Source organism: Streptomyces sp. NPDC094147 (assembly GCF_044764265.1).
In the GTDB taxonomy this organism is placed as follows: domain Bacteria; phylum Actinomycetota; class Actinomycetes; order Streptomycetales; family Streptomycetaceae; genus Streptomyces.
Genome location: NZ_JBIWHT010000005.1, coordinates 253,846 through 275,209, shown reverse-complemented (window position 1 = coordinate 275,209; position 21,364 = coordinate 253,846). Strand labels below are relative to the sequence as shown.

Here is a 21,364-nt window from a genome sequence, read left to right as displayed (position 1 = left end):
GCCCCCGGCGGAACAGCCCGTCACTCGGCGGGAGCCGTGACCGGCAGCCCCTCCGCGCGCCAGGCCTGGAAGCCGCCGATCAGATCAGTCGCCCGATGCAGCCCCAGCCGCCGCAGCGAGACTGCCGCGAGGGACGAGGCGTACCCCTCGTTGCAGATCACCACCACCCGCAGATCGTGGCTGGTCGCCTCGGCCGCGCGATGGCTGCCCTGCGGATCGAGCCGCCACTCCAGCTCGTTGCGCTCGACCACCAGGGCGCCGGGAATCAGCCCGTCCCGGTCGCGCAGCGCCGCGTACCGGATGTCCACCAGGAGCGCCCCTTCGGCAGCCTCGGCGAAGGCCTCCGTCGCCGTCACCCGGTTCAGGTCCGCCCTGACCCGGTCGAGGAATTCATCGATTCCCACCGGCCGCGTACGCTCAGTGCCCCCGCTCACTGCCAGTCCTCCGGACGCTCGACCTGCTCGATGCGGAGCACCGCGCCCGCCCGGCTGTAACGCCGGATGAGGGGCAGCGGGGGGTAGTAGGCGTGCACCGAGACGGCGTGCTCGGTCTCCGACTCGTTCCTGACCTCGTGCACATGATGCTGCCCGAAGGCCCGACCGCTGCCCGCCCCCAACTCCCTTGAACGGTCGACCCCTTCGGCGAGTTCCAGAGTCCTCCAGCCCTCGGTGGGCAGCCGGACCGCAAGGGAGTCCTCGCGCAGTGCGCCGGCCGCGGTGGCGAAGGCTCCGTGGGAACCGCCGTGGTCGTGCCAGCCCGTACCGGTGCCGGGCGGCCAGCTGATCAGCCAGGCTTCACTGCCCCCCGGGCCGTCGAGCCGGATCCAGGTGCGGCCCTCGGCATCGAGAGGCAACGAGGCGATCAACGCCGCGTTCGCTGCGGTACGGCGGGCGAAGTCGAGCAGCTCCGCCTCGGTCGGCGCGGCGTCGGAGCCGGACGTGGAGGCGGGAGCGGGCACAGAGGTGCTTACGGAGAGTGACACGGCAGACCGTCCTGAGGGAGTTCGCGAATACGCGCGTACGGCCGACGGCGGCACAAGGGCACGGCGGCAGGGCGCGAAGGGAAGGGCGAATCAGCAGGACGGGCGACACACGCAGCCCGCATAGCGGACCAGGTCCATATGGACCCTCCGCCACAGGCGCACATCGGTGTCGGTCACGTTCCGGAGTAGACCATGTGCGCCTGCGTCGGTCAATCGGCGTTCGGATGGCGGATGACGGTTCGAAGACGCCAGATGATGACGGATATCAGCGAGCAGACATCAATTGATGTCAGCCGTCCGCCCTTCCTCCGCCGCGGCCCGTTCCCCCTCCACAGCCCTCGGCACGCCCCCCTCACCCCTGCCCGGCCCCCCTCGCACCGCATCGGCCGCGTGGTACAGCTCCTCCGGCTGCACGCCGTTGAACGCGGCGACCAGGTGGCCGTCGGGGCGTACGAGGAGGACGGTGTGGGCCGGGGCGCCGGGGTAGTCCTCGGCGACCAGCAACTCGGCGTCCATGGGCAGAGCCGCCACCGCGGAGGCCAGACGGGGCATGACACCCGCGGTGAGCCAGTGGCGGCGGTCCCAGACCCCGGTGCCCGGGGCGATCAGGACGACCAGGAGAGCGCCCCGGCCGAGCCGGTCCCGCAGGGACACGGTCGAGCCGTCGGGGGCGGTGACACCGATGTCGGTGGCAGGCGCACCCAACTGGGTGCCGACGGGAGTGTGCGACTCGGCGTATTGGGGTGAGAGAGGGGAGTGCGGGTACGCGGGGGGCGCGCCGAGTGGGCCGCGTCCCACGTGGCCGTCGGTCACGAGGGCGTCGTGACCCCGTGCGGTGCCCGGGATCCAGCCGCGCAGCCCCGCGCCGCCGCGCAGGATCGGCAGCGACTGGTCGGCCGCCCGCAGCCGGGCGGCGACCGCCGGCCGGCGTTCCGTCTGGTAGCTGTCCAGGAGCACGTCGGAGGCGCCGTGGTGCCAGGCCTGGGCCAGTTTCCAGGCGAGGTTCTGGGCGTCCCGCAGACCCTCGTCCAGGGACTGGGTGCCCAGCGCGCCCAACAGGTGTGCGGCGTCACCGGCGAGGAAGGCGCGGTGCACCCGCCAGCGGCGGGCGAGACGGTGGTGCAGGGTGTAGACGCCGGTGTCGAGGAGTTCGTACGGCGGTGTCTGGCCGCACCAGCCCGCCAGTGTGTCGCGGATGCGGCCCACCAGGGCGTCCGGCGTGACGAGTTCGGCGCGGGGCGGCAGCAGCCAGTCCAGCCGCCAGACGCCGTCCTGAAGGGGACGGGCCGTCACCTCGTCGCCGCCGGCCCGCCACGGGGGCAGCCTGTGCAGCAACGCCTCGCCGGGCCACGGGAGTTCGGTCCGCAGGGCCACAACGGCCTGGCGTTCCACGGCAGTACGGCCGGCGAAGCGGATGTCCAGGAGTTTGCGGACGGTCGAGCGGGCACCGTCGCAGCCGACCGCGTAGCTGCCGCGCCACCAGGTTCCGCCGGGTCCCGAGGTGTGTACGGAGACGCCGTCCGCGTCCTGTTCCAGTGTGTCGAGGCGGCTCTGCGGGACCACCCGCACGAGACCGGAGGCGGCAATGGCGTCGCGCAGACCGCGCGCAAGGGCGTGTTGCGGCAGGTGGACCGGGGGCGGGCCGGCGTCGGAGCCCTCACCGAACCTGACGTGGCGCAGCAGTTGACCGCGCCTCATGGACCGCCAGGCAACCCAGTGGGCGCCCTCGTCACGCAGAGTCGTACATCCGAGGCCCGCCACGAACGCAGCGGTGTCCGGGCGCAGTACGGCCGTGCGGACCTGGCGGGGCTCGTCCCTGCCCGGCCCCTCGTCGAGCACCACGGAAGGCACGCCCTGGGCGGCGAGCGAGAGCGCGAGCGCCAGACCCACCGGGCCGGCGCCGACGACGATCACCGGGTCCACGGCGTGGCTCCCGACACGGGTCGGGACGGCTTGCAGGTGGCGCTGGGAACCCGGTGCACGATCACAGAACGTATGCAACCCACTGCGCGTGCTTGCGTCAAGTGACGGAGGCAGCGACGCGAACGCCACTGCCTCATATGCCGTCAGTTCGTCGTGCCGGGCGCCCCATCGGGCCCAACGGTCCCCTCGGGGGCCATGACGGCGGCCGGTCCTGCGGCCGTGATCGGCGCGGCCGCCGAGCCCATGGAGATGCCGGTCTTGGCCCGGCGCCCGCGCTTCTCGATCCAGGTGGCGAGGGCGGAGAGCACCAGACACATCGCGACATAGATGGTGCCGATGACAACAATGGTCGAGACGTACGGGTACTGGCCGTTGACCTGGGTGTTGCTCGCGATCAGACGGGCGGTCTGGAGCAGCTCCGGGTACAGGATGATAAAGCCGAGCGACGTGTCCTTGAGGGTGACGACGAGTTGGCTGATGATCGTCGGCAGCATCGCCCGTACCGCCTGCGGCATGAGGACGCTGGTCATGACCTGCGTCTTGCTCATGCCGAGGGCGTAGGCGGCCTCGCGCTGGCCCTTGGGCACGGAGTTGACGCCGGCTCGCAGCACCTCCGCCTGGACGCAGCCGTTGTAGATCGACAGGCCGAGCGCCAGCGCCCACATCGAGTAGTCGGTGAGGAAACCGATCCAGACCGCGTAGATCGTGATGAGCAGCGGGATGGAACGGAACAGCTCGATGAACGTGGTCGCCGCCCAGCGGACCGGCTTGTGGTCGGAGAGCCGGGCGACGGCCAGGAGCACGCCGAGCACCAGCGAGCCTACGGCGGCGAGACCGAAGGCCTTGAGGGTGGCGAGGACGGCATCGGCGATGTTCTGCCGGATACCGGCGTAGTTGAAGATGTCCCACATCGCGTAGTCGAGGTCGCCCTTGTCCGAGAGCCGGACGATCGCGACGGCGGCCAGGGCGAGCAGCGCGAGCGAGCCGAGGACGGCGTAGATCCTGTTGCGTACGACGGCCTTGGGACCGGGGGCGTCGTAGAGAACGCTGGCACTCATCGGGCGACCTCCATGCGGCGCTCAAGGAGACGGAAGAGACCGCTGATCGCGAAGGTGACGATCAGATAGCCTAGGGCGACCCAGATGAAGACGGGGACGATGTCGTACCCGTCCTCGCTCATCAGCTTCTGCCAGCCGAACAGTTCGGTGACGCTGAAGGCGCCGGCGATCGCCGAGTTCTTGGTGAGCGCGATGAAGATGGAGCTCAGCGGCGGGATCACCGTCCGGGTGGCCTGCGGCAGCACGATCAGCCGCAGGGTCTGCGTGAAGCTCATGCCGATCGAGCGGGCGGCCTCGGCCTGGCCCAGCGGGACCGTGCTGATGCCCGACCGGACGGCCTCGCAGACGAACGACGCGGTGTAGAAGCCCAGCGCGAGCGAACCCAGCAGGAACGGGCTCATCCCGGGGAAGAAGATCTCCGGTACGACGAAGAACGAGACCAGGAAGAGCAGCGTCAGCGGGGTGTTGCGCAGCAGCGTCACCCAGGCGGTGCCGAAGAAGCGCAGCGGCGGAACGGGGGAGACCCGGAAACCGGCGAGCAGCAGTCCCAGCACCAGGGCGATGACCGAACTGACGGCGGTGATCTCCACGGTGCCTATGAAGCCGTCGCGGAAGGCCGCGAAATGGTCGAGCAGTACGTTCATGGGGTCTCCGCGTCGGCGGGCAGCGGCTGGGTCATCGGGCGGGGGCAGGGCCGTGGCGCCCCGTACTACGTACGGGGCGCTTCAAGCGGCGTCGATCAGTAGCGGACGACGGCCGGCGGGGCCTGGTAGGTGGAGCCGGACAGGCCGAGCGTCGCGTCGTAGATCTTCTTGTAGGTGCCGTCCTGCTCGTGCTTCTCCAGCGAGGAGTTGATGAAGTCGCGCAGCGCCTTGTCGTCCTTGTTCATGCCGACGCCGTACGGCTCCTCGGTGAACGGCTTGCCGACCACGCGGAGCTTGCCGGAGTTCTTGGCGGCGTAGCCCTTGAGAATCGCGTCGTCGGTGGTCACCGCGTCGACCTGGTTGGTCAGGAGCTGCTGGACGCAGTCCGAGTACTTGGAGAGCTCCACGACGGAGGCGCCGTACTCGGGCTTCTTGATCTCCTGCAGGGGAGTGGAGCCGACGATCGAGCAGACCTTCTTGCCCTTGACGGAGTCCTTGCCGGTGATCGAGGTGTCGTCCTTGCGGACGAGCAGGTCGGCGCCGGCCTTGTAGTACGGGCCCGCGAAGCCGACGAGCTTCTTGCGCTTGTCGTTGATCGTGTAGGTGCCGACGTAGTAGTCGACCTGGCCCTTGGAGATCGCGGTCTCGCGCACGCCGGAGTCGACGGTCTTCCACTCGATCTGGTCGGCCTTGAAGCCCAGGTCGGCGGCGATCATCTTGGCGATCTCGACGTCGAAGCCGGACCGCTCCTTGGTCGACTGGTCCTCGAAGCCGAGGTAGGGCTGGTCGGCCTTGGAGCCGATGACGAGCTTGCCGCGCGCCTTTGCCGCCTTGAGGGTCGGCGAGTCAAGGGTGACGTTCGAGGCGACGGTGTACGTCGGCAGCTGGGGCGCGTCGCTGGAGCCCGGCTGGGCGGACTGCTTGTCGCCGGCGGAGCCGGACTTGCCGCCACAGGCGGTCGCGGACAGGGCGAGCACAGCGATCGCCGCGACGGCGGCGGACTTGCGGAGCATCATGCGAGCATTCCTTGCGTCGTTGGTCGTTGGTCGTCATTGGTCAGCCGACAATTGCCAGGCGTCGACGGTCAGTTGACATCGGCTGTCTGCCGTCTGTCATCTGGAATCCGCTATCCGTCAGTTGTCATCTGTCAGCCGACTGTCGTCAGTGGTGCAGGATCTTCGACAGGAAGTCCTTGGCCCGGTCGCTGCGCGGATTGCTGAAGAACTGGTCCGGCGTGGCCTCTTCGACGATCTTGCCGTCGGCCATGAAGACGACGCGGTTGGCGGCGGAGCGGGCGAAGCCCATCTCGTGGGTGACGACGACCATCGTCATCCCGTCGCGCGCCAGCTGCTGCATGACTTCGAGGACCTCATTGATCATCTCCGGGTCGAGCGCCGAGGTGGGCTCGTCGAAGAGCATCACCTTGGGGTCCATCGCCAACGCCCGCGCGATCGCCACGCGCTGCTGCTGACCGCCGGAGAGCTGCGCCGGGTACTTGTCGGCCTGGGTGCCGACGCCGACCCGGTCGAGCAGGTCCCGAGCCTTCTGCTCGGCGGCCTGCTTCTCGGTCTTGCGGACCTTCACCTGGCCCAGCATGACGTTCTCCAGCACCGTCTTGTGCGCGAAGAGGTTGAACGACTGGAAGACCATGCCGACGTCGGCACGCAGCCGCGCCAGTTCCCTGCCCTCCTGGGGCAGCGGCCTGCCGTCGATCGATATCGCCCCGGAATCGATCGTCTCCAGGCGGTTGATGGTGCGGCACAGCGTGGACTTCCCGGACCCGGAGGGTCCGATGACGACGACGACCTCGCCACGGGCGATGGTCAGGTCGATGTCCTGGAGCACATGCAGCGCGCCGAAGTGCTTGTTGACGTTGTTCAGCACGACCAGGTCACCCGACGCGGGTACGGCGTCCTCGGTCCCCTTGGCCACTGATACTCCGCTCATCGGCTTCTTGCTCCGTCCTCCTCGGTTGGGGAGGACCGTAGTGGGGAGCCACGACCAGCGTCATTACATCTGAGCGGAACTTGAGCATAACGATCCGGTTGCGCGGTGACACTCTGGGTGAGCGGGCACCCCGGGCGGAATACCGGCTCCGTAACGGATGATGCGCAGGGGCGAGCGCCCCCTTGACCGAAGTGGCGAACATGGGCGTGGATGCGGGGGTACATGCCGTGATGCGGCCGGTGAACATTCAGGGAGGGGGGCCATGAGACTGCTGCTGGTCGAGGACGACGACCACGTCGCCGCCGCCCTGTCTGCCGTGCTCGCCAAGCACGGCTTCGAGGTGAAGCACGCCCGCAACGGTGAAGAGGCGTTGCAGGCCCTTCTTCCTGACGACCGCTGCGCCAAACCACCCTTCGGAGTGGTCCTGCTCGACCTCGGGCTGCCGGACCAGGACGGTTACGAGGTGTGCGGCAAGATCCGCAAGCGGACCGCCATCCCGGTGATCATGGTGACGGCGCGCGCCGATGTCCGCTCGCGCATCCACGGGCTGAACCTGGGCGCCGACGACTACGTGGTCAAGCCGTATGACACCGGCGAGCTCATCGCCCGTATCCACGCGGTCATCAGGCGGCCCCCGCCGGGCGCGCAGCCCGACTCGGCCGAGAGCGAGCTGCGGCTCGGCCGGGTGCAGATAGAACTGCCCACCCGCCGGGTCAGCGTCGACGGCCAGAGCGTGCAGCTCACCCGCAAGGAGTTCGATCTGCTCGCGCTGCTGGCCCAGCGCCCCGGGGTCGTCTTCCGTCGGGAGCAGATCATCAGCGAGGTGTGGCGCACCAGTTGGGAAGGAACAGGCCGCACTCTCGAAGTGCACGTGGCCTCCCTGCGTTCCAAACTGGGCATGCCCGCACTGATCGAGACGGTGCGCGGCGTCGGCTACCGGCTCGTCGCGCCGGCCGCGCTCTGAGCGCCGAGAACCCGCGGTGCGCACCCGACTTCTCCCGCTCCTCATCTTCCTGCTCGCCCTCGTCCTGGTCGCGTTCGGCTTTCCGCTCGCCCTGAGCGTGGCCGGCGCGCAGCAGCAGAGGGTGGTCGTCGACCGCATCGACGACACCGCGCGCTTCGCCGCGCTGGCCCAGTTCGTCACCGCCGCCGACGGCAACGACACCAACAGCGCGGAACGGCTCACCACTTTGGAGGAGGAGCTCGCTCGCTATTCGAACCTGTACGGCATCAACGCGGGCGTCTTCTTCCGCAACGGCAGCGCCATGGCGAGCGCCCCCCAGGGCTGGCACGTGCCCGCCAAGGGAGAGGGGTACGTGGCCTTCAACGAGGCCCTCGCCGGGCGCCGCAGCCACGACCCGGCCCAGGTGTATCCGTGGCAGCGAGGGCGCCTGGTCGTGGCCTCACCCGTCGTGCGCGAGGGCGATGTGATCGCGGTCGTGGTCACCGACTCGCCCACCGGGCGCATGCGGTCCGACACCCTGCACGGCTGGCTCCTCATCGCGGCGGGCGAGCTCGCCGCGATGCTGCTCGCGGTGGGCGCGGCGTTCCGGCTGACCGGTTGGGTGCTCAGACCCGTACGCGTCCTGGACGCCGTCACCCACGACATCGCGACCGGGCGCATGAAATCACGCGTCGCGGCCGCCGGCGGGCCCCCGGAACTCAGAAGGCTGGCCCGCTCGTTCAACGAGATGGCGGACAACGTCGAAGAAGTGCTGGAGCAGCAGCGCGCCTTCGTCGCCGACGCCTCGCACCAACTGCGCAACCCGCTGTCCGCCCTGCTCCTGCGCATCGAGCTCCTCGCGCTCGAACTCCCCGACGGGAACGAGGAGATCGCCTCCGTGCGCACCGAGGGCAAGCGCCTGGCTCAGGTCCTCGACGACCTCCTGGGCCTGGCGCTGGCCGAGCATGCCGCCGCCGACCTTCAGCTCACCGACATCGGCGCGCTCGCGGGGGAGCGGGTCGCAGCGTGGCGGCCGCTCGCCGAGGACAAGGGCGTACGGCTGATCGCGGACGGTTCGGGCGCCGCCACCGGCTGGGCGGACCCGGTGGCGCTCTCCAGCGCCTTGGACGCCGTCGTCGACAACGCGCTGAAGTTCACCCCCCAAGGCGAGGAGGTACGGGTCACCGTCGCCGCCGACGGCTCCAGGACCACCGTGACCGTGACCGACCACGGCCCCGGTCTGTCCGATGAGGAACTGGCCCGGATCGGCGACCGCTTCTGGCGGGCGAGCCGCCACCAGAACGTCAAGGGCTCCGGCCTCGGCCTCTCCATCTCGCGCGCCCTGCTCGCGGCGGGCGGCGGCACGATCGCGTACGCCCATCACGACCCGCACGGTCTGCGCGTGACCGTGACGGTGCCGCGCACGCAGCCGGGCGCGTGAGGCCGGAGGCTGACGACTCCGGTCCGACGCCGCGCGTCCTGCCTCACGGCTTGACCGAGAGGTAGTAATCACGTGCCCCCTCATGCAGCGGCAGCGGATCCGTGTAGATCGCCGTCCGCAGATCCACCAGTTGCGCCGCATGCACCTCGCGCCCGATGCGGTCGCGGCTGTTTATCACCGTGCGGGTGAAGCCCTCGGTCAGCGCCGCGTTCGTGCGATCCGTGGTGACGAGTAGGTTCGCCACGGCGATCGTCGGCACGGGGACGCCCTGCTGAGCCTTGGGGTAGGCGTCGGCCGGCATGGTCGCCGCCCGGTAGTAGCCGGTGCTGCCGTCCGCCTTGTGCAGGGCCGACACCAGATCGGCGAGCGGGATCAGCCGGATCGCGTATTCCTCGGACAGCTTCAGAACAGCGGTGGTCGGCAGCCCGCCGGACCAGAAGAAGGCGTCGATCCGCTTGTTCCGCAGCAGGTCGGGCATGGTGTCGATGCCGGCGGGAACGGGGGTGATGTCCTTCGCGGGGTTCAGTCCCGCGGCTGTGAGCAGCCGCCCGGCGAGCAGCCGAACCCCGGAACCCTCCTGCCCGACGGCGACCCGCTCGCCCCGCAGATCCGCGACCGACCGCACCGGGGAGTCCCTGGGCACCACCAGCTGCACGTAGTCGTCGTAGAGCCGTGCGCAGCCGCGCAGCCGGTCCGCGCCCGCCGCGTTGTCCTTGCGGAACTTGTCGACGGAGTCCGCCGTGGCGATGGTGAAGTCGGAGGTGCCGTCGGCCAGGCGCTGGAGGTTCTGCGCCGAACCCTGGCTCGTCCTGAGGCCGACCCGGACGTCCGGCAGGTCACTGGCCAGCGCCTGCTGCAGCAGCTCGCCGTAACGCTGGTAGACCCCGGTGCGTACGCCCGTACTGAAGTCGATCGTGCCCGACGGCGACTGGCTGCCGAACGGAAACAGCCACCACAGCAGCAGCCCGAAGGCGACCACGGCGGCCGCGGCGCCTTGGACGGCGCGGTTGCGGCCGAGTCGGGACAGGGCGGGGAGCATGGCTGGATCCTGCCAGTTCATTCCCCGCGAGGACCAGGGGTCGCCGGGCCCCGTACCCTGGTGTACGAGATGAGCGCGAAGACTTACGAGGTGCGCACCTACGGGTGCCAGATGAACGTCCACGACTCCGAGCGGCTGTCCGGCCTCCTTGAGGGGGCCGGCTACGTCCGTGCGCCCGAGGGTGCCGATGGTGATGCCGATGTCGTCGTCTTCAACACCTGCGCGGTGCGGGAGAACGCCGACAACAAGCTGTACGGCAACCTCGGCCGGCTCGCGCCGATGAAGACGAAGCGGCCCGGCATGCAGATCGCCGTCGGCGGCTGCCTCGCCCAGAAGGACCGCGACACCATCGTGCAGCGGGCCCCCTGGGTCGATGTCGTCTTCGGCACGCACAACATCGGCAAGCTGCCGGTCCTGCTGGAGCGCGCCCGCATCCAGGAGGAGGCGCAGGTCGAGATCGCCGAATCCCTGGAGGCGTTCCCGTCCACGCTGCCGACCCGGCGCGAGTCCGCGTACGCGGCCTGGGTCTCCATCTCCGTGGGCTGCAACAACACCTGCACCTTCTGCATCGTTCCGGCCCTGCGCGGCAAGGAGAAGGACCGCCGTCCCGGCGACATCCTCGCCGAGATCGAGGCGCTGGTCGCCGAGGGCGTCTCCGAGATCACCCTGCTCGGGCAGAACGTCAACGCGTACGGCTCGGACATCGGTGACCGCGAGGCCTTCAGCAAGCTGCTGCGTGCCTGCGGGAACATCGAGGGTCTGGAGCGGGTCCGGTTCACCTCGCCGCACCCGCGCGACTTCACGGACGACGTGATCGCCGCCATGGCCGAGACCCCGAACGTGATGCCGCAGCTCCACATGCCGCTGCAGTCCGGTTCGGACACGGTCCTCAAGGCGATGCGCCGCTCGTACCGGCAGGAGCGTTTCCTCGGGATCATCGAGAAGGTGCGCGCCGCCATTCCGCACGCCGCCATCTCCACCGACATCATCGTGGGCTTCCCCGGCGAGACCGAGGAAGACTTCGAGCAGACCATGCACACCGTCCGCGAGGCCCGCTTCGCGAACGCGTTCACCTTCCAGTACTCCAAGCGCCCCGGAACTCCGGCGGCAACCATGGACGGACAGATTTCCAAGGATGTCGTTCAGGATCGCTACATGCGCCTGTCCGCCCTCCAGGAAGAGATCTCCTGGGAAGAGAACAAGAAGCAGGTCGGCCGCGTTCTCGAGGTCATGGTCGCCGAGGGCGAGGGCCGCAAGGACGGCTCCACCCAGCGGCTCTCCGGCCGTGCCCCCGACAACCGCCTCGTCCACTTCACGAAGCCGGACGAGGAAGTGCGCCCGGGTGACGTGGTGACCGTCGAGATCACCTACGCGGCCCCGCACCACCTGCTCGCCGAAGGGCCGACGACCGGTGTACGCCGCACCCGTGCGGGAGACGCCTGGGAGAAGCGGAACGCGGCCCCGGCCCAGAAGCCCGCGGGCGTCATGCTCGGCCTGCCGTCGATCGGCGCCCCGGCCCCCCTTCCGGAGCCCACGGGCGGCTGCTCGGTGCTCTAGGGGTGTCAGGGCGGATCATGTCCGGCCCTGAAGAACTGGACACCGCCTGGCCCGGACCCCAGGGCCGGTGTGCCGGAACGGGACTAGGCTGCGGATCATGCTCGTAGCCGCCGCCGTCTGCCCCTGCCCGCCCCTCCTCGTGCCCGAGGTCGCCGCCGGCGCCGCGCCGGAACTCGACGTGGCGCGCGACGCCTGCGCCGATGCCGTCGGGGTGCTCGCCGCGTCCCGGCCCGACCTCCTCGTAGTGGTGGGACCGGGACAGGGCGGCGGGTCCTACCGGCAGGGGGCGGTGGGGTCGTTCGCCGGGTTCGGCGTGGACCTTTCCGTACGCCTCGGTCCTGGCGAGCCCACGGAGTCCGAACTCCCGATGTCCCTGGCGGTCGGCGCCTGGCTCCTGGAGCGGGCGGGATGGGCGGATGCGCCCATGGAGGGGCTCGCCGTCGATCAGGAACTGGCTCCCCAGCTGTGCGTCGGCGCGGGAGAGGAACTCGCCGCTCGGGCCGCCCGAGTCGCCCTGCTCGTCATGGGCGACGGCAGCGCCTGCCGCACCCTCAAGGCGCCCGGCTACCTCGACGAGCGCGCCGCGAGCTTCGACGAACTCGCGTCCGCGGCCCTGGGCGCCGCCGACATCCGCACCCTGACGGGCCTCGACGACCGGCTGGCGTACGACCTGAAAGTGGCCGGACGCGCTCCCTGGCAGGTGCTCGCGGGCGCGGCACGGGACGCGGATCTCGTCGGACGGATGCTCTACGAGGACGCGCCTTACGGAGTCGGCTACTTCGTCAGCGTCTGGTCCTGAAACCCGCAATTCCTGAACGGTCGCCGCTACGAGGCGGCGGGACACGGCGGAGGGCCGTGGAGCGGACAGCTCCACGGCCCTCCGGCGCGCGTGGTTCAGGACGCGGACGCGGGCGGCGTGCCGCCGCCGTCGTCCTTGTGGGAGATCCGGCCCAGGGCTTCCTTGGCCTTGCCCGTACCCGACTCGATCTTGTCGCTGTACTTGCCCTTGGTCTTCTCGTCGACCAGTTTGGCGGCCTTCTCCAGACCGTGGTCGATCTTGTCCCCGTGCTGCTGCGCGAGGTCCGAGACCTTCTCCTTGGCCGGGGCCAGCTTGGCTTTCAGATTATCCAGGAAACCCATGGGGCACCTTCCATCGGGGACTACTTGCGGGCGCTCTCGCCGGCCTCACTGTCCGCCACGTCCTCGGCCGACTGCTGCTTGGGGATCTCGACCCCCTCCGCGGCCGCGGACTCGGCGGGTTCCGCCGCCTCGGCTTCCGAGACATCCTCGCTCACCTTGGAAGCCTCGGCCGAGGAGTCCGCCGTGTCGGCGGCGGCCTCGGCCTCCGGGTCTGCTGTCAGCGTGGCAGCCTTCACATCCTCGGTCGACTCCGCGACAGCCGCGTCGGCCTTACGGCGAAACCTTGAAAAAACGCCCATATCTACTCCATAGCGTACTCGTGTGGGCGAAATCCCGCGCCAACCGGAGCGCCTCATTGCGTCGCCCGGGGGCACCGGTCAACAAACCGGCGTTCGGAACCTCGCAACAGGCAACGAACCCAGCCGTGCCCCGTCACGTAGCTCGTTCGAGGAGGGCTGCCGAGGTTTGCGAGACTGTGACGGTGAGAAGCGCAGCTCCCGCACCGCGGGTCATCGCCGTCGTCGGCCCGACAGCGGCCGGAAAGTCCGATCTGGGTGTCTTCCTTGCCCAGCAGTTCGACGGCGAGGTCGTCAACGCCGACTCCATGCAGCTCTACCGGGGGATGGACATCGGTACCGCAAAGCTGACGCTCGAAGAGCGCGGCGGCGTCCCGCACCACCTCCTCGACATCTGGGATGTGACGGAACCGGCGAACGTCGCCACCTATCAGAAACTCGCCCGCGCCGAGATCGACCGGCTGCTCGCGGCCGGACGTACCCCGGTCCTCGTCGGCGGTTCCGGACTGTATGTCCGCGCGGCGATCGACGTGCTCGAATTCCCCGGGACCGACCCGGAGGTGCGCGCCCGCCTGGAGCGCGAACTGGACGAGCAGGGCTCCGGCGCTCTGCATGCGCGACTGGCGTCGGCCGACCCCGAGGCGGCCCGCGCGATCCTGGCCGGCAACGGCCGCCGGATCGTCCGCGCGCTCGAAGTGATCGAGATCACCGGGCAGCCGTTCACGGCCAATCTCCCCGGGCACGAATCGGTCTACGACACGGTCCAGATCGGTGTGGACGTCGGCCGGCCGGAGCTCGACGAACGGATCAGCCTGCGCGTCGACCGGATGTGGGAGGCGGGCCTGATCGAGGAGGTGCGGGCGCTGGAGGAGCGCGGACTGCGCGAGGGCCGTACGGCGTCACGGGCACTTGGCTACCAGCAGGTTCTCGCGGCGTTCGCCGGAGAGTGCACCGAGGACGAGGCACGCGCCGAAACCGTACGCGCCACCAAACGCTTCGCGCGCCGACAGGACTCCTGGTTTCGGCGCGATCCCCGCGTCCATTGGCTCAGCGGTGCCGTGGAGCACCGAGAGGAACTCCCGCGCCAGGCGCTGGCGTTGGTCGAACGAGCGGTCACAGCCTGATCACGTGATGGCATCGGGACGCTCAGCCGGTCATTGCGGCACTGTCGCGCGTGCCATCATCAAACTTCGATCGACCAGTGGAGTCCGAGTTGGGAGGGCGCGTGGCGATGGAGGCCGGCCCTCGCGACAGAGAGCAAGGATCGCGGGAGGACGCCGCGCTCCCGCGCTCGACCGATCACGATTCCGTGTCCCCGAAGGTTTCGGAAGCGGAATCCGCAGAAGGCACCGCCGGTGCCGGACGCTCCCCGGAAGCAGCGCCCTCGGTGCTGGGGTCCACGGTGCTTGGCGCGTCCGGACTGAGCCCGGACGGGCCGGAGGACGGCTCCGTCGGTGCCGTGTCCGACGGCGGTGAGGTCGAGGTCGAGCTGCGGCCCCAGCGTCGCCTGAGGATCTGGCAGCTCGCCCCCATCGTGATGCTCGCGGCGCTCGGCTCGCTGATGTTCGCGTTCCCCCTGGCCTTCGAATTCGGCGACGGCGGACCGGTCGTGGCCATGCTCGGCCTCCTCATCAGCTGCTGCGCCGCAGGCTGGGGCATGATGGCCGCCCGCCGCGTCGGCCACACCTGGCCGGGACTGCCCACCAGAGGCTCCGGCGAACGCCCTGACTGGCGGGTCCTCGCCCTCTACGTCGGCGTCGCCGGCGTACTGGTGGCGCTCGCGGTCTGGCGCGTCGCCCGGCTGCGCTGAGCCCGGCCGCCACGTAGGGCAGCCGTCCCCGGACGGGTGTCAGAGCGTCCCCGTACGATTGACGCGTGAACACCTCGCCGATCGCCTTCCTCAAGGGCCACGGGACCGAGAACGACTTCGTGATCGTGCCCGACCCGGACAACGCCGTCGACCTTCCCGCGTCCGCCGTCGCCAGGCTCTGCGACCGCCGGGCCGGAATCGGCGGCGACGGCCTGCTCCACGTCGTGCGCAGCGCCGCACACCCGGAGGCCAGGGCCATGGCCGACGAGGCCGAATGGTTCATGGACTACCGCAACGCCGACGGCTCGATCGCCGAGATGTGCGGCAACGGGGTACGCGTCTTCGCGGGCTACCTGGAGCGGGCCGGGCTCGCGGAAGAGGGCGACGTGGCCGTCGCCACCCGCGGCGGCGTCAAGAAGGTGCACATCGCCAAGGGCGGTGACATCACCGTCTCCATGGGGCGCGCCGTGCTCCCCGAGGAGGGCGTCACGGTCACCGTGGACGGACGCAGCTGGCCCGCGCGCAACGTCAACATGGGCAATCCGCATGCCGTCGCCTTCGTGGCCGACCTGGACCACGCGGGCAACCTGTTCTCGGCACCGCCGTTCGCCCCCGCGGAGGTGTATCCGGACGGAGTGAACGTCGAGTTCGTCGTGGACCGCGGCCCCGGACACGTGGCCATGCGGGTCCACGAGCGCGGCGCGGGAGAGACCCGCTCCTGCGGCACCGGCGCCTGCGCGGTCGCCGTCGCCGCCGCGCGCAGGGACGGAACGGACCCCGCGGTCACCGGCGCCCCGGCCACGTACACCGTGGACCTTCCCGGCGGCACCCTGGTCATCACCGAATACCCGGACGGCGAGATCGAGATGACCGGCCCCGCGGTGATCGTCGCCGAAGGCGTCATCGATCCGGCACTCCTGGCCGGCTGACCGGCCCGCCCGAGGAGCCCGCAGCATCCTGATCGGCCCCGGTCGGGACCGAAACGGTCGTGTCCTGAACCTTCGCTCGAATGGGTGATCCGTTTCACGCTGAGCGAGAGCGGGACTGCGCCACGTGGTGGGCTCGGTAGCATCAAGCACCGGTCCGGAGGGACACGCCGGTCCCTCCACCACCGGTCGACGCTGCCGGAGGTGCCCCATGAGTGCAGAGGCCACAAATCCTGGTGCTCAGAGCCGCCGACGCGGCCGCCCCCGGATCGACCTCCGCAGGCTGGGACGCGCGGCGCTGCTGGGACCCGTCTCCCGGGACCGGCTGCCGGATGCCATCGGCCATGTGGCCGACGCGCACCGCGCCCACCACCCCGACGCCGACCTGGCCGTACTGCACCGCGCGTACGTCCTTGCCGAAACGTCCCATCGCGGGCAGTTCCGCAAGAGCGGCGAGCCCTACATCACCCATCCCCTCGCCGTGACGCTGATCCTCGCCGAACTGGGCGCCGAGACCACGACGTTGACCGCTTCCCTCCTCCACGACACCGTCGAGGACACCGAAGTGACGCTCGATCAGGTGCGTGCCGAGTTCGGCGAGGAAGTCACCTATCTGGTGGACGGCGTCACCAAGTTGGAGAAGGTCGACTACGGCGCCGCAGCCGAACCGGAGACCTTCCGCAAGATGCTGGTCGCCACCGGCGACGACGTACGCGTGATGTCGATCAAACTCGCCGACCGGCTGCACAACATGCGCACCCTCGGTGTGATGCGTCCCGAGAAACAGGCCCGGATCGCCAAGGTGACCAGGGACGTTCTCATCCCGCTCGCCGAACGCCTCGGCGTTCAGGCCCTCAAGTCCGAGCTGGAGGACCTGGTCTTCGCGATCCTGCACCCCGAGGAGTACGAACGCACCCGGGTCCTGATCGCGGCCAACTCCGGCACAGTGGACCCGCTCACCGGGATCGCCGACGGCGTACGCGGGGTGCTGCGGGAAGCCGGGATCAACGCCGAAGTCCTCATCAGGCCACGCCACTTCGTCTCCGTGCACCGGGTGCAGCTCAAACGCGGTGAACTGCGCGGTACCGACTTCGGCCGCCTGCTCGTCCTGGTCGCCGAGGACGCCGACTGCTATGCCGTCCTGGGCGAGCTGCACACCTGTTTCACGCCGGTCGTCTCCGAGTTCAAGGACTTCATCGCGGCGCCCAAGTTCAACCTGTACCAGTCGCTCCACACCGCGGTCGTCGGCCCGAGCGGCGAGGTCGCCGAAGTCCTCATCCGTACGCACCAGATGCACAAGGTCGCCGAGGCCGGGGTGATCGCGCTCGGCAACCCCTATGCGGCGGGCCCCGGTGACGGGCCGCAGCAGGCGGGGGACGAGCGCGAGGATCCGACCAGGCCCGGCTGGCTCTCCCGGCTCCTGGACTGGCAGCAGAACGCGCCCGACCCCGACACCTTCTGGTCCTCGCTCCGCGAGGAACTGGCGGAGGACAGCGAGATCACCGTCTACGGCGCCGACGGCCGCACCCTGGGCCTGCCGGCCGGCGCGAGCTGTGTGGACGCCGCCTACGCGCAGTACGGGGAGGACGCCCACGGCTGCATCGGAGCGCGCGTCAACGGCCGCCTGGCGACGCTGAGTACGGTGCTGAGCGACGGCGACACCGTCCAACTGCTGCTGGCCCAGGACGCGTCCTCGGGGCCGTCGTCCGACTGGCTCGACCACGCCAGGACCCCGGCCGCCCGGATCGCGATCACCGGTTGGCTCGCCGCCCACCCGGAAGGCGCCAAAGTGCCGGCCGCGGCGCCCCGGCCGCAGGTCAACGTACCCGCCGGCCGGCGGGCAGCCGCCAACGCGATGACCGACCTGCCGGATGTGACGGTACGTCTCGCGGGGTGCTGCACGCCCGTGCCACCGGACGCGGTCACCGGCTTCTCGGTGCGCGGGGCGGCGGTGACCGTCCACCGCCAGGAGTGTCCGGCCGTCACCCGCATGAAGGCCGTGGGACGGGCGCCCGTGGAGGTGCGCTGGGGGGACGCGGCGGAATGCAGGGTGACCCTGGTCGCCGAGGCTTTCGGCCGCCCACGCCTCCTCGCCGACCTCACGGAGGCCATCGCGACCGCCGAGGCCGCCGTCGTCTCGGCCACCGTGGAACCCCCCAGCGAACAACGCGTCCGGCACACCTACACCCTCCAACTCCCGGACGCCGCAGGCCTCCCAGCGCTCATGCGGGCCATGCGTGATGTGCCGGGGGTGTACGACGTGAGCCGGGCGCAGCATCCGGCTGCGGCGGGGTGAGGGGTAACGGCTGACAGATATCAACCATCAAAGAGCCGCTGCTGACACCCGCCCTCCCCCGCCCCCCGTTAGAGTGGTTCAACGCGAGTGGCCGTCGTACCAGGCTGCCGCCTTGGTAGCGGTAGTGCATGCTGCTCATCTCGCGACACCGCCCCCACCCCCGCCGACTGCGTGCCGGGCTGCTGGTCGCTGCCGCAGCGTCCGTAGTCGCCGCAGCCCTGCCCGCCCCCGTGCCGCTGGGCATCGGGGACCCGCTGTTCCCGCATCTTGGCAATCCCGGGTACAACGTGTTCGCGTACGACATCGGGCTCACGTATCTCGGGGACAACAGGAAGCCGATGGAGGCCGTCACGACCATCGATGCCGTCGCGACGGACGGGCTTGAGCGGATCAATCTCGACTTCGCCCGGGGCAAGGTGCACGGCGTCGAAGTCAATGGCCGGACCGCCGAGTTCGCGAGCGCCGACGAGGACCTGGTGGTCACTCCGCAGCGTCCGGTGTACCCCGGTGAGCTGCTGCGGATCACGGTGCGGCACACCAGCGACCCCAATGGCGCGCATGACGGCGGCTGGGTGCGCACCAGTGACGGCCTGGTGATGGCCAATCAGGCCGACGCCGCCCACCGGGTGTTCCCCTGCAACGACCACCCCTCCGACAAGGCGTTCTTCACCTTCCACGTGGCCGCCCCGCCGGACGTGACCGTCGTCGCCAACGGTCTGCCGACCGCGCGTGAGCGCCGAGGCGACAGCATCGTGTCCACCTACCGCAGCAGCCACCCCATGGCGACCGAGCTGGCCCAGGTGTCGATCGGCCACTCGGCGGTGCGGCACCGGGAGGGGCCGCACGGACTGCCGATCCGCGATGTGGTCCCGGCGGCGGACAAGGCGAAGCTGGAGCGCTGGCTGGAGAAGACGCCCGCACACGTCGCCTGGATGGAGCGCCAGGTCGGGAGGTTCCCGTTCGAGACGTACGGGGTGCTGATCGCCGGGGCCGACACCGGGTTCGAGCTGGAGACGCAGACGCTCTCGCTGTTCGAGCGGTCGCTGTTCCTCCGGCCCGGGTTCCCCGAGTGGTACGTCGAATCGGTCATGGTGCACGAGCTGGCGCACCAATGGTTCGGCGACAGCGTCTCGCCCCACACGTGGTCGGACCTCTGGCTGAACGAGGGGCACGCGACCTGGTACGAGGCGCGGTACGCCGAGGAGTACGGCAACTGGTCCATGGAGCGGCGGATGCGGGACGCCTACGCCCTGTCCGACGGCTGGCGGGCGGCGGGCGGCCCCCCGGCGGCGCCCAAGCCGTCCACGCCGGGGAAGAAGATCGGCATCTTCCGCCCGATCGTCTACGACGGCAGCGCGCTGTTCCTCTACGCCCTTCGCCAGGAGATCGGGACGGCCGCCTTCGACCGCCTCGAACGCCGCTGGGTGCGCAGCCACCGGGACTCCACCGCCACGACCGCCGACTTCTCCGCGCTGGCTTCGCAGATCGCGGGGCGTGACCTGTCGGGGTTCTTCAAGGCGTGGCTGTACGGGGAGAAGACTCCACCGATGCCAGGCCACCCGGACTGGCACAGCCAGGCACCGAAGCACGCCTGACCGGCCAGGGGCTCTTCCCGCCCTGCCCAGGTCGCGCCGGACCGGGGGAGGGCGGTAAAACCGGGGTGACGGCCCTGGAGGCACCGTGCGACCATCGTTCACGTCGGCGGCGCCGCCGGGGCCGGATTCCGTTCGGGAATCATTCGGGTCCATTACGCGTTGTGACCGACACAGCCGGAATTCCCTCGGGGACTCCGGTCCGGAATTCCAACGACGTAAAGGATCCAATGACCTCCTCTTCATCCCCTTCCCAGGACGAGCAGAGCTTCGCGGACACGCACCGCACAGAGAGCCTTCGGGCCGATGCCCTGATGGAAGAGGACGTCGCCTGGAGCCACGAGATCGACGGAGCGCGGGACGGCGACCAGCTGGACCGCTCCGAGCGTGCCGCGCTGAAGCGCGTGGCGGGCCTCTCCACCGAGCTCGAGGACGTCACCGAGGTCGAGTACCGGCAGCTGCGCCTGGAGCGCGTGGTGCTGGTCGGCGTATGGACCACGGGGACGCTCAAGGACGCGGAGAACTCGCTCGCGGAGCTCGCTGCCCTCGCCGAGACGGCGGGCGCCCTGGTGCTCGACGGCGTCTATCAGCGCCGGGACAAGCCTGACCCGGCCACCTACATCGGCTCCGGCAAGGCGCAGGAGCTGCGGGACATCGTGCTGGAGTCCGGCGCGGACACCGTGGTCTGTGACGGTGAGCTCAGCCCGGGCCAGCTGATCCACCTGGAAGACGTCGTCAAGGTCAAGGTGGTCGACCGGACCGCCCTGATCCTCGACATCTTCGCCCAGCACGCCAAGTCTCGTGAGGGCAAGGCGCAGGTCTCGCTGGCGCAGATGCAGTACATGCTGCCGCGGCTGCGCGGCTGGGGTCAGTCGCTGTCCCGGCAGATGGGCGGCGGCGGGTCCAGCGGCGGTGGTGGCATGGCCACCCGCGGTCCCGGTGAGACCAAGATCGAGACGGACCGGCGGCGGATCCGCGAGAAGATGGCGAAGATGCGCCGGGAGATCGCGGAGATGAAGACCGGCCGCGAGATCAAGCGCCAGGAGCGGCGCCGCAACAAGGTGCCTTCGGTCGCCATCGCCGGTTACACCAACGCGGGCAAGTCATCGCTGCTCAACCGCCTCACGGGCGCGGGCGTGCTGGTGGAGAACGCGCTGTTCGCCACCCTCGACCCGACGGTTCGCCGTGCCGAGACGCCCAGCGGGCGGTTGTACACGCTGGCGGACACCGTCGGATTCGTACGGCATCTGCCGCACCACCTCGTAGAGGCGTTCCGCTCCACCATGGAGGAGGTCGGGGATTCCGATCTGATCCTGCACGTGGTGGACGGTTCGCACCCCGCGCCGGAGGAGCAGCTCGCCGCCGTGCGCGAGGTGATCCGCGATGTGGGCGCCGTCAATGTGCCCGAGATCGTGGTGATCAACAAGGCGGACGCGGCGGACCCGGTCGTGCTGCAGCGGCTGCTGCGGATCGAGCGGCACTCCATCGCGGTCTCGGCTCGCACCGGCGAAGGCATCGAGAAGCTGCTCTCGATCATCGACACCGAATTGCCGCGCCCCGAGATCGAGATCGAGGCCCTGGTGCCCTACACCCACGGGCAGCTGGTCGCACGGGCGCATGCCGAGGGAGAGGTGATCTCCGAGGAGCACACCGCGGAGGGCACCGTGCTCAAGGCGCGGGTGCACGAGGCGCTCGCCGCCGAGCTGGCCCCCTATGTACCGGCCACGCGCTGATCGTAAGTACCGCCGCTGAGCAGGCAGTTCGCCGGCC

At 70.0% G+C, this 21,364-nt stretch carries 21 protein-coding genes; 10 read left to right on the top strand and 11 right to left on the bottom strand.

Translation table 11 applies throughout. The features are described from left to right. Nucleotides 1–20 precede the first annotated feature (20 nt). The 8 genes from ACIQ8J_RS11735 to ACIQ8J_RS11700 all read right to left on the bottom strand — a co-directional run bounded on the left by ACIQ8J_RS11735 (nt 21) and on the right by ACIQ8J_RS11700 (nt 6,554). Nucleotides 21–440, bottom strand: coding sequence for a rhodanese-like domain-containing protein (locus ACIQ8J_RS11735; protein ID WP_403607800.1), 420 nt, complete (start codon nt 438–440; stop codon nt 21–23). Then, nucleotides 431–982 (bottom strand): cysteine dioxygenase, encoded by a 552-nt coding sequence (locus ACIQ8J_RS11730; RefSeq protein WP_403270582.1) that lies wholly within the window; start codon nt 980–982, stop codon nt 431–433. The genes ACIQ8J_RS11735 and ACIQ8J_RS11730 overlap by 10 nt, the downstream gene beginning before the upstream one ends. Nucleotides 983–1,072: 90 nt before the next feature. After that, a complete protein-coding gene (locus ACIQ8J_RS11725; RefSeq protein ID WP_309544753.1) occupies nt 1,073–1,144 on the bottom strand; it encodes a putative leader peptide in 72 nt (23 codons plus the stop codon). A gap of 117 nt (nt 1,145–1,261) precedes the next feature. Beyond that, complete coding sequence (locus tag ACIQ8J_RS11720) at nt 1,262–2,905, bottom strand: FAD-dependent monooxygenase (protein ID WP_403270585.1); 1,644 nt, start codon at nt 2,903–2,905, stop codon at nt 1,262–1,264. A gap of 143 nt (nt 2,906–3,048) precedes the next feature. Beyond that, on the bottom strand, nt 3,049–3,963 hold the full coding sequence (locus ACIQ8J_RS11715) for an amino acid ABC transporter permease (RefSeq protein ID WP_403270588.1): 915 nt from the start codon (nt 3,961–3,963) through the stop codon (nt 3,049–3,051). Then, on the bottom strand, nt 3,960–4,607 hold the full coding sequence (locus ACIQ8J_RS11710) for an amino acid ABC transporter permease (RefSeq protein ID WP_403270590.1): 648 nt from the start codon (nt 4,605–4,607) through the stop codon (nt 3,960–3,962). Before ACIQ8J_RS11710 ends, ACIQ8J_RS11715 begins: the two co-directional genes overlap by 4 nt. A gap of 95 nt (nt 4,608–4,702) precedes the next feature. Continuing rightward, nucleotides 4,703–5,623 (bottom strand): glutamate ABC transporter substrate-binding protein, encoded by a 921-nt coding sequence (locus tag ACIQ8J_RS11705; protein WP_403270592.1) that lies wholly within the window; start codon nt 5,621–5,623, stop codon nt 4,703–4,705. 145 nt (nt 5,624–5,768) lie between these two features. Continuing rightward, a complete protein-coding gene (locus tag ACIQ8J_RS11700; RefSeq protein WP_403270594.1) occupies nt 5,769–6,554 on the bottom strand; it encodes an amino acid ABC transporter ATP-binding protein in 786 nt (261 codons plus the stop codon). A 262-nt stretch (nt 6,555–6,816) separates the two neighbouring features. Here ACIQ8J_RS11700 and ACIQ8J_RS11695 point away from each other — a divergent pair, with 262 nt between their 5' ends. Then, nucleotides 6,817–7,518, top strand: a complete 702-nt coding sequence (locus tag ACIQ8J_RS11695) for a response regulator transcription factor (protein WP_403270597.1) — start codon at nt 6,817–6,819, stop codon at nt 7,516–7,518. A 16-nt stretch (nt 7,519–7,534) separates the two neighbouring features. Beyond that, nucleotides 7,535–8,938 (top strand): ATP-binding protein, encoded by a 1,404-nt coding sequence (locus ACIQ8J_RS11690; RefSeq protein WP_403270600.1) that lies wholly within the window; start codon nt 7,535–7,537, stop codon nt 8,936–8,938. A 43-nt stretch (nt 8,939–8,981) separates the two neighbouring features. Here ACIQ8J_RS11690 and ACIQ8J_RS11685 read toward each other — a convergent pair whose 3' ends face one another. Beyond that, a complete protein-coding gene (locus ACIQ8J_RS11685) occupies nt 8,982–9,977 on the bottom strand; it encodes a TAXI family TRAP transporter solute-binding subunit (RefSeq protein ID WP_403270603.1) in 996 nt (331 codons plus the stop codon). 69 nt (nt 9,978–10,046) lie between these two features. Here ACIQ8J_RS11685 and miaB point away from each other — a divergent pair, with 69 nt between their 5' ends. Next, nucleotides 10,047–11,534, top strand: coding sequence for a tRNA (N6-isopentenyl adenosine(37)-C2)-methylthiotransferase MiaB (gene miaB / locus ACIQ8J_RS11680; RefSeq protein ID WP_403270607.1), 1,488 nt, complete (start codon nt 10,047–10,049; stop codon nt 11,532–11,534). Between the two features lie 97 nt (nt 11,535–11,631). Then, nucleotides 11,632–12,333, top strand: coding sequence for a class III extradiol dioxygenase subunit B-like domain-containing protein (locus ACIQ8J_RS11675; protein WP_403270610.1), 702 nt, complete (start codon nt 11,632–11,634; stop codon nt 12,331–12,333). 95 nt (nt 12,334–12,428) lie between these two features. On the opposite strand, the gene ACIQ8J_RS11670 is transcribed toward ACIQ8J_RS11675, so the two are convergent. Both ACIQ8J_RS11670 and ACIQ8J_RS11665 read right to left on the bottom strand, forming a co-directional pair. Then, entirely contained in the window at nt 12,429–12,674 is a 246-nt protein-coding gene (locus tag ACIQ8J_RS11670; protein ID WP_403270612.1) for an antitoxin, read from the bottom strand. 20 nt (nt 12,675–12,694) lie between these two features. Further along, entirely contained in the window at nt 12,695–12,973 is a 279-nt protein-coding gene (locus ACIQ8J_RS11665; protein ID WP_403270614.1) for a hypothetical protein, read from the bottom strand. Nucleotides 12,974–13,155: 182 nt separating this feature from the next. On the opposite strand from ACIQ8J_RS11665, the gene miaA reads away from it, so the two are divergent. From miaA to hflX, 6 genes are all read left to right on the top strand, one after another. Further along, complete coding sequence (gene miaA / locus ACIQ8J_RS11660) at nt 13,156–14,094, top strand: tRNA (adenosine(37)-N6)-dimethylallyltransferase MiaA (protein ID WP_403270616.1); 939 nt, start codon at nt 13,156–13,158, stop codon at nt 14,092–14,094. A 107-nt stretch (nt 14,095–14,201) separates the two neighbouring features. Then, entirely contained in the window at nt 14,202–14,780 is a 579-nt protein-coding gene (locus ACIQ8J_RS11655) for a hypothetical protein (protein WP_403271096.1), read from the top strand. A 65-nt stretch (nt 14,781–14,845) separates the two neighbouring features. Next, complete coding sequence (dapF, locus tag ACIQ8J_RS11650) at nt 14,846–15,709, top strand: diaminopimelate epimerase (RefSeq protein WP_403270618.1); 864 nt, start codon at nt 14,846–14,848, stop codon at nt 15,707–15,709. Nucleotides 15,710–15,917: 208 nt separating this feature from the next. Continuing rightward, nucleotides 15,918–18,002, top strand: coding sequence for a RelA/SpoT family protein (locus tag ACIQ8J_RS11645; RefSeq protein ID WP_403270621.1), 2,085 nt, complete (start codon nt 15,918–15,920; stop codon nt 18,000–18,002). Between the two features lie 128 nt (nt 18,003–18,130). Then, on the top strand, nt 18,131–19,597 hold the full coding sequence (locus ACIQ8J_RS11640; RefSeq protein ID WP_403270622.1) for a M1 family metallopeptidase: 1,467 nt from the start codon (nt 18,131–18,133) through the stop codon (nt 19,595–19,597). Nucleotides 19,598–19,824: 227 nt separating this feature from the next. Beyond that, nucleotides 19,825–21,327, top strand: coding sequence for a GTPase HflX (gene hflX / locus ACIQ8J_RS11635; RefSeq protein ID WP_403270623.1), 1,503 nt, complete (start codon nt 19,825–19,827; stop codon nt 21,325–21,327). The last annotated feature ends 37 nt before the right edge of the window (nt 21,328–21,364 follow it).